Origin of the sequence: uncultured Corynebacterium sp., from assembly GCF_947253065.1 — a bacterium.
In the GTDB taxonomy this organism is placed as follows: domain Bacteria; phylum Actinomycetota; class Actinomycetes; order Mycobacteriales; family Mycobacteriaceae; genus Corynebacterium.
In genome coordinates, this window is record NZ_CAMXWS010000001.1 from 162,793 (window position 1) to 173,856 (window position 11,064).

9 protein-coding genes are annotated in these 11,064 nt (G+C 58.2%); 2 read left to right on the plus strand and 7 right to left on the minus strand.

Annotated features, from left to right (window positions below):
- Window positions 1-164 precede the first annotated feature (164 nt).
- A complete protein-coding gene (locus Q0X21_RS00765; RefSeq protein WP_297849780.1) occupies window positions 165-1,280 on the plus strand; it encodes an isochorismate synthase MenF in 1,116 nt (371 codons plus the stop codon).
- A gap of 3 nt (window positions 1,281-1,283) precedes the next feature.
- On the opposite strand, the gene Q0X21_RS00770 is transcribed toward Q0X21_RS00765, so the two are convergent.
- The 7 genes from Q0X21_RS00770 to Q0X21_RS00800 all read right to left on the minus strand — a co-directional run bounded on the left by Q0X21_RS00770 (window position 1,284) and on the right by Q0X21_RS00800 (window position 10,075).
- A complete protein-coding gene (locus Q0X21_RS00770) occupies window positions 1,284-2,075 on the minus strand; it encodes a fumarylacetoacetate hydrolase family protein (RefSeq protein WP_297849781.1) in 792 nt (263 codons plus the stop codon).
- Between the two features lie 61 nt (window positions 2,076-2,136).
- Window positions 2,137-3,672, minus strand: a complete 1,536-nt coding sequence (locus Q0X21_RS00775; protein WP_297849782.1) for a cell wall-binding repeat-containing protein — start codon at window positions 3,670-3,672, stop codon at window positions 2,137-2,139.
- Window positions 3,673-3,682: 10 nt separating this feature from the next.
- Window positions 3,683-4,729, minus strand: a complete 1,047-nt coding sequence (locus Q0X21_RS00780) for a 3-isopropylmalate dehydrogenase (protein WP_297849783.1) — start codon at window positions 4,727-4,729, stop codon at window positions 3,683-3,685.
- An 11-nt stretch (window positions 4,730-4,740) separates the two neighbouring features.
- Window positions 4,741-6,348: a phosphoglycerate dehydrogenase gene (serA, locus tag Q0X21_RS00785; protein ID WP_297849784.1), complete on the minus strand. Its 1,608-nt coding sequence runs from the start codon at window positions 6,346-6,348 to the stop codon at window positions 4,741-4,743.
- A gap of 49 nt (window positions 6,349-6,397) precedes the next feature.
- The gene (locus tag Q0X21_RS00790; RefSeq protein ID WP_297849785.1) at window positions 6,398-7,321 is read right to left on the minus strand and encodes a hypothetical protein; all 924 of its coding nucleotides are present in this window, start codon (window positions 7,319-7,321) and stop codon (window positions 6,398-6,400) included.
- Complete coding sequence (locus tag Q0X21_RS00795) at window positions 7,318-9,123, minus strand: DUF262 domain-containing protein (RefSeq protein WP_297849786.1); 1,806 nt, start codon at window positions 9,121-9,123, stop codon at window positions 7,318-7,320. The genes Q0X21_RS00790 and Q0X21_RS00795 overlap by 4 nt, the downstream gene beginning before the upstream one ends.
- Before the next feature lie 25 nt (window positions 9,124-9,148).
- Complete coding sequence (locus Q0X21_RS00800; RefSeq protein WP_297849787.1) at window positions 9,149-10,075, minus strand: cation diffusion facilitator family transporter; 927 nt, start codon at window positions 10,073-10,075, stop codon at window positions 9,149-9,151.
- A 227-nt stretch (window positions 10,076-10,302) separates the two neighbouring features.
- On the opposite strand from Q0X21_RS00800, the gene Q0X21_RS00805 reads away from it, so the two are divergent.
- On the plus strand, window positions 10,303-10,881 hold the full coding sequence (locus Q0X21_RS00805) for a hypothetical protein (RefSeq protein WP_297849788.1): 579 nt from the start codon (window positions 10,303-10,305) through the stop codon (window positions 10,879-10,881).
- Window positions 10,882-11,064 lie beyond the last annotated feature (183 nt).

The window sequence follows — 11,064 nt, forward strand, 5'->3', positions numbered from 1 at the left end:
AGTCACTTGCGTAACAATAGATCCATTTACTTGCTTCCTCAACAGAAGATGTAAGAAAACTGCCTTTTCTCTGAAAAGCTGAGAGCAGCGGGCACGTGCCGAATCAATCTGCGACGACCGCCCCAGCACCGCACCATTTTTCTTGGGCATTAGAATCGACGATCATGCCCACAACCAGACCAGCGACCGCGCCTGACTTTTTGCTGTCCCGTGCACATGGCTCCATCCGCACCCAGGGCGCAAAAGCCAGCTTTACCGACGTCTGGGATGCTGTGAATGCATTAGAACGTGGCTCGGTCGAAATGGTCGTCGGCGCTCTTCCTTTCGACCGTGATGCTCCGGCTGCGCTGACCGTGCCCGAATCAATCATCCGTGAACCAGGCCCGCTTGAGCCGCACTCGTATTACCGGATCGGCGAAGGCTCACACCTTTCCGCACGGATCACTGGCTACGACCCGGAACCACACGAACATCTGCGACGCATTGAAGCAGCTATCGCAACGATTGAAGACTCGCTGCTGGAAAAGGTCGTGCTCGCTCGCGCCGTAGATATCGCTTTCGACCCACCGGTCGATCCACTTCTTGTCGCGGCTCGACTCATTGACCTTTCGCGCACACGCGATGGTTTCATTTCCGATCTGACTCCCGCTGGCCAGCAAGGACATATGTTCGTCGGGTCCTCGCCGGAACTATTGCTCAAGCGCGAAGGCCTCCAGATTTCCTCCTACCCACTCGCGGGTTCCGCGGCACGTGTATTCAACGATGCATCTGCCGATGAGGCTGCAGGTCGTGCGTTGGCCGAATCAACAAAGGATCTTGATGAGCACGCCTATGTCGTCGAGCACATTCGGGAGATCCTCGCGCCGCTGTGTAGCGAACTGAGCATTCCTGATCGCCCGATTCTGACCAAGACGAATGAAATGTGGCACCTGGCAACCCCGATCACGGGTGTCTTGCGTGAGCCAGCACCCACAGCTCTCGATCTCGCCGCACGTCTCTACCCCACCCCGGCTGTCTGTGGCACCCCGCAGCATGCAGCAGAGGCGCTGATCACCACAGCCGAAACTGATCGTTCTTTTTATGCCGGCGCCGTTGGTTGGTGCGACAGCTCGGGAGATGGCGAATACATGGTCGCGATTCGTTGCGCCGAGGTCAACGGCGATGGCACCGCTGCCCGTGCATGGGCTGGTGGCGGCCTCGTCGCAGCATCCAACCCCGAGCAAGAACTCGAAGAAACAACGGCCAAGCTGCGCACCATCCAGCGCGCGCTCGGCCTCTAGCTCTTAAGCCCGTTCAACCGGGTTCTTCAGGGAACCGATTCCCGGAATCTCCACCTCGATGGTGTCGCCCGGAACCATTTCCGCGGTACCAGCTGGTGAACCAGTGCAAATGATGTCGCCTGGCAGGAGGGTGTAGGCCGAGGTAATGAACTCGATGATCTTGCCCAGCTTCCAGATCATTTGGTTCGAATTCGAGTCCTGCTTCGTCTCAGTCACACCATCGTGAGTCAGGTGGGCCTTGATGGGCAGATCGTCGAAGTTGAACTTGTCCAGATCGGTCTCGATCCATGGGCCCAGCGGGCAGAACGTGTCAATGCCCTTTGCGCGTGCCCACTGACCGTCGGTGAACTGGAGGTCGCGCGAGGAGACATCGTTCACGATGGTCACGCCACGAACAACAGACTTCCAGTCTTCAGCCTTGACGTTCTTGCAGGGCTTGCCAATCACCAAAGCGAGCTCGCCTTCAAACTCAACACGGGTGGCAAAATCCGGGATCTTGATCGGCGATTCCGGGCCGATCACTGCTGTCGGCGGCTTGATGAACAGGGTGGGCGGAAGGTGCTCAGCCGACTGCTTGAACACCTCGGCAACGTGGTCGGCGTAGTTACGGCCAATTGCTACTACCTTGCTGGGAAGCATCGGGGCGAGCAGGCGTACGTCCTTTAGCGCCCACTCCTTACCCGTGTACTCCGGCTCCGTGAAAGGAGTCGCTTTAATCTGCTTCGCAGTCGTCGCATCGTCATCGATGACCGCGAAGGTCATTCCCTCAGGTGTGGCAATTCGTCCAAAACGCATGTGAACGAGCATACGCCACGGCCCTAGCCAATGGGCTTAGGTTCAACTAATCAGTCTCAGATTATTGATAGCTGACAAACCACGGGCGCGGATTGACGGTGTTGTACGTCTGATCCGGGGTGAACATGGGCTTGTCCTCATCAATGAAGTTCTTCCAAGCCATGAAGAATTCCGGCTGAAGATTCTCCCGCATGACATTCCATGTATCGAATTTCTCTTCAGCCGTGCCATGGCCATCGGCGTGGAGAATGAACGAGAGCTCCGGCGCCGTGGTGTTGATATTCTCACGGTCCGGCAACATCGCCAGCTGGAACTGGTGAACAATCAGTGCCTTTTGCGGGAGGTTATTTTCCCGAGTCAGCTGTGCCAGCCACTCAGTCACTTCATTGATCTCGGCAGCGTCGGCAGCACCCACCTGTGCTGCGGGCGTCTGCCCCGGCTTCAATTTCCACTCCGCGTCAAGTGCCAGACCCACATTCGGGCGCTTGAGTAATTCTTCATAGCGCACTGCCTGTTCCTTGAAAGTGGTCAAACCGGGCTGCAGATCGATGACTGCGTAACCGCCAGCTTCGGTGATGGCGTCGATGTACGGGACCAATTCCTCCGGATCGGACTCGTTGGTGAAGTTGCCATCGTCGCCCGGCTCAGAGGACGCCACGGTGGCGATGACTTCAAAGGCCGGAATGACCTTCTCGTCAGTCAGTTCTTGGTACTGCTTGACCCATTCCTTGACCACATTCACAGCTTCAGCCGGTGGCTGCTCGCCCATCTGTCCAAGGGCAGGGCCCGATGGATGACCGTATGTCGCGATCATGCGACGGCCCGGGAAAACAAGGCCACCGCCACCGGGTAGCTCGCCATTCTTGGCCAGCTCGATGGTGGATGCGAAGCGCTCGGATGAGCCGAACTGCTGGCCAAGAGCAATGGCCTTCTTCCCCTCCACCTGCTTGATGGAATCCGAGGTCACTCGGGGATCGGCATAAGACAACACCGTGACAGGCAGTCCGCTAGCGCCAGCTGTTGCTGCCGCAGCAAAGGACGTCAGCTCGGTGGCAAAGACGGGCACTTCCCCACCGGCATCAGCGCCACCAGCACCAGACTTATCGACGATCGAAGCAATCTCCTGACCCTTATCCGCCGCAATGGGCTCGGTATCGGAGATGAGCTTCAGATCTTCTTCGTCTTCTTCCGCACCGGCTTTCTCCCCCACGTTGACCACACGGTCCGCGCCAAGGCGCTCGATCTCCGCATCAACAGCTGCGTTAGCTGCTGCTGAGCCATAGCGGATCAGCATCGGGGCATCGAGGTCGAGCGCGATCGCTGCAGCTTTCAGCTGACTCTCGCGATCAGGTGAACTGACAACGACTGTGTCAGCTGCTTCAAAGAATTTCTGGGAGACTTCTACCCCCGTGCCGTCTGGATCCGCGATCACCCGTGAACCATCACTCACAAGTGATGCGGCCAGACCATTCGCGCCCGAGGCGACGGAGGAATCTGACTTCCCGTCACCACCCCCAATTGCTGAGCAACCAGTGAGCAAGAGCATGGTGGATGTCGCCACTGTGGCAACGGTGGTGAACCGGGAAGTGAAACGCATGTGGCAAACCCTACTGCAGAGCGGCCGCGATTCGGGTTCCGACTCTTTCAGTAAAGCTTCCATCCTCGGCGCCAGTGGCACCTGCGGCATCCTTGTCTCGGCGCGCCGACACATCCGCCGCCACTGCTTCCTCAATGCGTGTGGCGCTCGCATCGTCGTCAAGCCAGCGCAGCATCATTGCAACCGACAGAATCATCGCAGTCGGATCCGCAAGCCCTTTGCCGGCGATATCCGGCGCTGAACCGTGAACCGGCTCGAACATCGACGGGTTAGTGCGCGAGGCGTCGATATTGCCGGAGCATGCCAAGCCGACGCCACCAGCGACAGCGCCAGCCAGGTCGGTGAGAATATCGCCGAACAGGTTGTCAGTGACGATCACGTCGTAGCGGCTCGGATCGGTGACCATGTAGATCGTCGCGGCATCGATGTGGTTGTAGTCCACTTCGACCTCTGGGTATTCGGTGGCCACCTCATCGACGGTGTTCTGCCACAGCGCCCCGGCATTGGTCAGCACATTCGTCTTGTGCACCAGCGTGAGCTTCTTGCGGCGCTCCATTGCGGTTTCAAAGCCGTGGCGGACAAGACGCTCAACGCCATAACGAGTGTTCTGCGAAACCTCGCAGGCCACCTCAGCAGGCGTGCCCTGGCGCAAGGTGCCACCGTTGCCCGCATACAGGCCTTCGGTGCCCTCACGCACGACTACGAAATCGATCTCACCCGGATCAGCAAGCGGGCTCACTGCCGTCGGGTAGAGCTTGGACGGACGAAGGTTGACGAAATGGTCCAGTTTGAAGCGCAACGGCAGCAAGAGACCACGCTCAAGCACACCAGCCGGCACGCGCTCGGGATCACCGATCGCGCCGAGCAGAATCGCGTCGTGCTCGCGCAAGCTGGCCAGATCCTCATCGGTCAACAGCTCGCCATTGCGCAAATAACGGCGCGCGCCCAGATCGTATTCGGTGAGCTCAATGTCATCACGCACTGCGCGCAAAACCTTGAGGCTTTCTTCCATGACCTCGGGGCCGATCCCGTCCCCGGCAATAACAGCGATCTTCATACCTGTCACCCTTAGTCCAGAACGAGCTGGAGGCAATCAGCCTCGATCGACTTCGCAACAGCATCCTGGAGATCCTGCGGAACCTCAGATTCCACACGCAGAATCAGGAATGCGCCATCGCCCTTTGACGACTGGGTGAGAGCAGCAGCCTCGATATTGATGCCTTGAGCACCCAGCTGCGCACCAACGTGGCCGAGAGCGCCCGGCTTGTCGGTGTAGGACAGGAAGAGGTTGCGGCCCTGCGCACGCATATCCACGCCGCGGCCATTGATGCGCACGATCTTCTCCACGCGCTCCAGGCCAGTCAGTGCGCCCTCAACCGTAGCGGTCTCACCATTCGCCGAGACGACCTGCACCTCAAGTGCAGCACGGTGGTCGCGCGACTCATTAGCCACGCCCGTCTCAACCTCAAGGCCGCGCTTCTCAGCGATAGACGGAGCATTGACAAAGGTCACCGGCTCCTCAACGATGCCGGAGAACAGGCCACGCACAGCAGACAGACCCAGCGTTGAAGGATCCTCGCTGGACAGCTCGCCACGCGCCGTCACGCGCAGGGACACCGGCGCATCATCAAGCAGCTTGCCGGCAACCAGACCGAGCTTGCGTGCCAGCTCAAGCCACAGAGCGACTTCCTCGCCCACAGCGCCACCAACAACGTTGACAGCATCCGGAACGAATTCGCCAGCCAGTGCCTTCAGCACGGAACCAGCGACATCAGTGCCCGCACGGTCCTGTGCCTCGCTTGTCGACGCCCCCAGGTGCGGAGTCACCACAACCTCCTCAAGGGCGAACAGCGGAGAATCCGTGCACGGCTCAGTCGAGTACACATCGAAACCGGCACCGCGGATCGGGCCGTTCACAATTGCGTCGGCAAGCGCCTGCTCGTCAACAAGGCCGCCACGTGCGGCGTTGATGATGATCTGACCTTCCTTGGCCTTGGCCAGCAGCTCGGCATTGAACATGCCCTGCGTTTCCTTGGTCTTCGGCAGGTGAATGGTCACGAAATCGGCGCGAGCAACGAGCTCTTCCAACTCAACGAGTTCAACGCCAAGCTGTGCAGCCCGAGTCGGGTTCGCATACGGGTCGTACGCGATGATCTCGGTCTCAAATGCCGCGAGACGCTGCGCGAACAGCTGACCGATGTGGCCGAAGCCAACGATGCCGACAGTCTTACCGAAAATTTCGACGCCCTTGAACGAGGAACGCTTCCACTCACCATCGCGCAGGGTCTTATCTGCAGCCGGAATCTGGCGTGCGGTGGAAAGCAGCAGCGCAATAGCGTGCTCACATGCGGAGTGAATATTGGACGTCGGTGCGTTGACCACCATCACGCCACGCTGCGTAGCAGTGTCCACATCAACATTGTCCAGGCCGACGCCTGCACGACCGACGATGCGGAGGTTAGGTGCAGCCTCGAGGACCTCGCTGTCTACCGTCGTGGCGGAGCGAACCAGCAGAGCCTGCGCCTCCGGAACAGCGGCGAGCAGCTCCTCACGGTTCGGACCGTCAACCCAGCGCACCTCCACAGAATCCCCCAGTGCATCGACGGTGGATTGAGCGAGCTTGTCGGCGATGAGGACGACTGGCTTTGCTTCGGTGTTGGACGCTGGTGTGGTCACAGTGCACATCTCCTACTGTGTAGTTAAAGGGGTATTGATTCATTAAACCTTAATCCGGAGATTGAGGAAGTGAGGAAATATTATTTAAATCACCCGGACGAATTGCCCCCTCAGCCTCTTTAATACGTGCCGCCAATTCCTGATCCGAGCCGAATGCGCCGAGCGCAACCAATGGTTTATCTGACAAACCAGCGGTGAGAACCAGTGTCTGATGGCTCTGACGCGGATCTGCTTCATCAGTGACATAAACATTTGCTCCGAATGCGCGCGCAGTAGCGACCGAAGCAATAGAGGTCGACGGCAACGCGATCACCTGCGGAGCCATCTCTGCATCTTGGCGGGAACGGACCGGAACAACGTCTTCCTTCGCATCCTTGGAAATGTGCTGCTTCGGGCCATATGTGGCTCGCAACCACGTCGGTTCCAATTCGTTCAAACTGGCCACGGCACGTACTGCCTGCTCAGGATCTGCCACCTCTGCTTCTTCGAAGCGCAATGCAGTGGCCTTCTCTAAAGCTTCGAGCCCACCAGGATCCTTGATCACCTTCAGCTGCTCGGTATACCCCAACACCGGTACGTCCCCGACGGCAAAGACCGTGTGGGTCGCCATTCTTTCGATCTCGCGGATCACCTGTGCGTGCTGGTGGCTGTGATAAATGATTAACGGAGCATGCGTCACCACTGCCAGGGACGCTGCACGAAGCTGCGCTTGCGGTGTGTCATCCGCAAGGATCAGTACCTCTGAAGTGGGAAAAAATAGGTCCGCACTAGCAAAGCCATCTGGGTCGTCGAGCACCACCGGGTGTGCATCGAAACTCTCGGAGACATGGCGCGACTGGTTCACGCTGCGTGCCTCTTGCAGCACGCGATCAACGGCAGGCGTCTTTTCCTCTGCCCCTTCGCTCGCGCAACCAGCCAGGGTCAGTGCAGCAACTGTGAGGAGCGCCCCTACTGCTTGATGGACGCTCGTCACTGTTCCTCTTCTTCACCCTCATCTGGGGCTTCTGGTTCAACCTCGAAACCAGCAATGATGTCCTCATCACGACGGACCTTCTTGTCCATTGCGTATTCGATGATGCCGACGAAGCGGTCCCTGCGATCAATGAAGAACGCTTGCCAATTCGACGTGAACAAGTAGTCCGGTTCGATCTCATGCGTCGCAATCGTCGCGTCGAATTCGTCATCTTCCATGATCGCCTTCGACTGCAAACGCGACAGATAACGCTTCGGATCAGCGTTTTCCATCACCGCTTCAGTGCGCTTGCCCAAAGGGGTGCGGTTGAGCACAGACTGCGCCAGCTCCGGATCCACATCGTGGACACGGCAGAAACCTGCCGGGAAGACCTGATGGAATCCAGGCTGCAGTTCTTCAACAGTCTCACGAGTGAACTGCTTACCGGTCCGCCAATCCCTGGCCCCACGAGCCATAAGCAGCGAGAACATACCGCGATACACACCGGAATCCTCGCGCGCAGTGATTAGACGGGATTCATGGAAGAACGCATCCTGCACCGTCTTAGGCACCACATCTGTCTCTCCTTTTGCCCACGGTGTCACCTGATCAACATCAGAGCCCGCACGGATCGAAGGGGCATGCGCGCCGTAGAGCTCGCCGAACACACCATTCCAGTACCACTGGTTAATGCGATCCCAGGTGTCCTGCCCAATGGCTTCTCCATCACGCGTCAGGCGCGCGAGAATGACTGCAAGCGGAACCAACTGGTGCGAATACGGCACCTGATCGACGGTGAAAATGCAACGGTCTGACAAGAATTGCGCCGCATGAATGAATCCGCCGAGAAGTTCGCGCGATGCCCACAGGTAATCATGCAAGTCCAGGTTCAAAATATCGCCGCGGTGACCGCGCGCCGAGCCGCGGCTACCGGTAACCAGCAAGGAGACACCACGCAAAAATCGCACACGGTCGATCTCGTCGAGCGCCGGATATTCACGCAGTACTTCTTCGCATTCATTCCAGTGCTTGGCGAGTGAGAATTCCGGATCCTCCAGCGCGAAAACTGCCGTGAGCAATTCAAAGACATCCATGGACACGCCCGAAGAATTCGCCTGAGCGAAAATCTGTCCAACACCGATCTGCGATGTATCACGATCCAAACGCGTCATCGGCATGTCATAAGCAGCGAGCGGCCGGAGAATCCGACGATGGAATTCCTTCACATCTGCGCGTACCGATGCATCATCAGTGTTCGCCGCCATATCGAAGAGCAAGTCATTGCCCTCTTCCCACAGCAGCGATGACACGGGCACGACAAAGTTGTCCACCATCGTCTGACGGTCGGTGATTCCGCCCTCAATCTCAGGGCCAAAGTGGGAACGCACTACCCCATCATCGTCGACCGCGAAAATCGCTTCCGAAGGCATCGGGTCAGCAGAAACCGCCGCCCGAACGTCGACGAAGAAACGACGAAAGATACGCCGACCACGGAAATCAAGCACCTCGATACGCCCGTCCGACTGCATGGACAGGTAGAGAGATGACAGCCTCTGCTGCCCGTCGAGAAGCAATAAGCCCGGATCCGCATCGGTGCTCGGCGCGCCCGGGAGCGGACGCGGACGGAAACGCATTGGCTCGTTTCGAGTATCGAGCGCCAGCAAAGTTCCGATTGGGTAGCCACGCAGCACGGAAGACAGCAGCGTTCGCGTGCGGTCCACATCCCATAAATAGGTGTGCTGGAAATCAGGGATTTGCAGTTCGCCCCGCTCAGCGCGTGCGAAAAGATCTGTCAAAGAGTAGCTCGGCGTTGTAAAGCCCATGAGCCCAACCTTAGATCACCACGGATTACTCAGCACGGCTCTGTGGAGCGCAGTAGACCTCATGCTCATAATGCCCAGGACCTTCAATCTGAATGGTCGCATGCTCACAACCGAGCTCACGGAGCAATGCCTGGGCACGATCAAGCAAACGGCCGTGATCTGCCGTAGTGATCAAGTGCACACTGCACAACACATCCGTGCCACCAGACGACCACAGGTGCAGGTCATGGATTGCATCGACCCCCTCGAGCGCTTCCAGCTCGTCTGCAACTACATCAGGGTCAATGCCTTCAGGCACACGTTCAAGCAAGACGCTTATCGACGTCCGCAGCAACCCCCACGCCCGTGGCAACACCAGCCCAGCAATCACAAGAGAGGCGACCACATCTGCCCCGGTGAATCCTGTCAGCATGATCACCACACCAGCAATGATCACCGCGACTGAGCCCAACAAATCCACAAGGACATGCAGGAAAGCGCCTTCAATATTTACCGACTGTTTGCGCTGTGAATGCAACACCGCGGCCGAGGCCACATTGGCTACCAAGCCGATGACAGCGATGATGATCATCGTTCGGGTCTGAATCTCTTCAGGACTACCGATGCGCCGCATCGCTTCCACGACAATCCAAATGGAGATCACCGCGACCGTCACAGCATTGATGACGGCTGCGAGAACTTCGACTCGTCGATAGCCGAATGTGGCATAACGCGATGCTGGCCGACGCCCGATTGCGACTGCAATTAAGGCGATCATGAGCCCAGTCGCATCAGACAACATGTGCATGGCATCAGCCATCAATGCCATCGACCCGGAGAGCCATCCACCGATCAACTCAGCGAAGAACACCACACCGGTGATGCTCAGCGCCGTGGCCAAGGCCCACAGCGGTGCATCGGCTTTGCCGTGATCGTGGTTGTGACCGTGCCCGTGGGCCCCAATTTCCGTCATGGTCACCACACTACGACAGATCAGCACTTAATGACAACGTATTGAAAATGACTGGTGATATTGAAACCGCAATAACCAGCATTGACCTGCACAAATAGTTTGCTCGCGATGGCCAGTCGGACGAAAGGTCCATGCAACTGCGTGCGGAATCCTGTTACCCTGGGATGCTGACTGGTTAATTCGGTCTGTTAGTTAGAACAGCTTTAGAAGGAAAGGTGGTCACGATTATGACCAATAACACCCCGAATCCGAACGACCCGAACAATCTTGACGAGACCCGGGCATTTGATGCTCTCAACGAGACCCGCGTTAACGAAGAGCGCATCGCACCCGCAGACAACCCGCGCGAGATCCGCACCGAGGCTGACACCGCAGCTGCAGGCGGTTCCACCGTTGCCCAGGACGGCGAAGGTGGCGGCGGCTGGTGGAAGTGGCTGCTCGGCCTTCTGGCCCTGATTCTTCTGGGCCTGCTTATCTGGTCCCTGGCTAAGGGCGATGGTGGCGAGACTGAAGATCCGTCCACGTCCGTTACCGGCACCACCACTGTTGATGTGACCACCACGGTCGCACCGGCAGAGGGCGAGGCAGCCGACAATGCTGGCGATGACACCGCCGGCGATGCGACCGATGCCGCTGGCGACGCAGCTGACAAGGCAAGCGATGCCGCTGGCGATGCCGCAGACAAGGCAAACGAAGCTGGTAGCGATGCCGCAGACGCCGCTGGTGACGCAGCCGATAAGGCAAGCGATGCCGCTGGCGATGCCGCTGATAACGCTGGCAACGCTATCGAGAACGCCACTAACTAAGACCGGCTCGTTCACAGACTTTCGAGTCGCACCCCGCTTCCCTATCCGGGTCGCGGGGTTTTTCATGCTTGAAAGCTTTTCCTAAGTTCTAGGGATCGTTGCAACACTGATTGGAAAGTTGGTGTTGGTGTGTCTGGTTCGCGTTGGGATCCGAGTGGTGATGAGGTTGTTCGGTTTCACCGG

What these genes read in the sequence shown, in the direction of transcription:
- Q0X21_RS00765 (WP_297849780.1), top strand. Translation starts at nt 165, where the DNA reads ATGCCCACAACCAGACCAGCGACCGCGCCTGACTTTTTGCTGTCCCGT.
- Q0X21_RS00780 (WP_297849783.1), bottom strand. Translation starts at nt 4,729, where the DNA reads ATGAAGATCGCTGTTATTGCCGGGGACGGGATCGGCCCCGAGGTCATG.
- Q0X21_RS00770 (WP_297849781.1), bottom strand. Translation starts at nt 2,075, where the DNA reads ATGCGTTTTGGACGAATTGCCACACCTGAGGGAATGACCTTCGCGGTC.
- Q0X21_RS00805 (WP_297849788.1), top strand. Translation starts at nt 10,303, where the DNA reads ATGACCAATAACACCCCGAATCCGAACGACCCGAACAATCTTGACGAG.
- Q0X21_RS00775 (WP_297849782.1), bottom strand. Translation starts at nt 3,672, where the DNA reads ATGCGTTTCACTTCCCGGTTCACCACCGTTGCCACAGTGGCGACATCC.
- Q0X21_RS00795 (WP_297849786.1), bottom strand. Translation starts at nt 9,123, where the DNA reads ATGGGCTTTACAACGCCGAGCTACTCTTTGACAGATCTTTTCGCACGC.
- Q0X21_RS00800 (WP_297849787.1), bottom strand. Translation starts at nt 10,075, where the DNA reads ATGACGGAAATTGGGGCCCACGGGCACGGTCACAACCACGATCACGGC.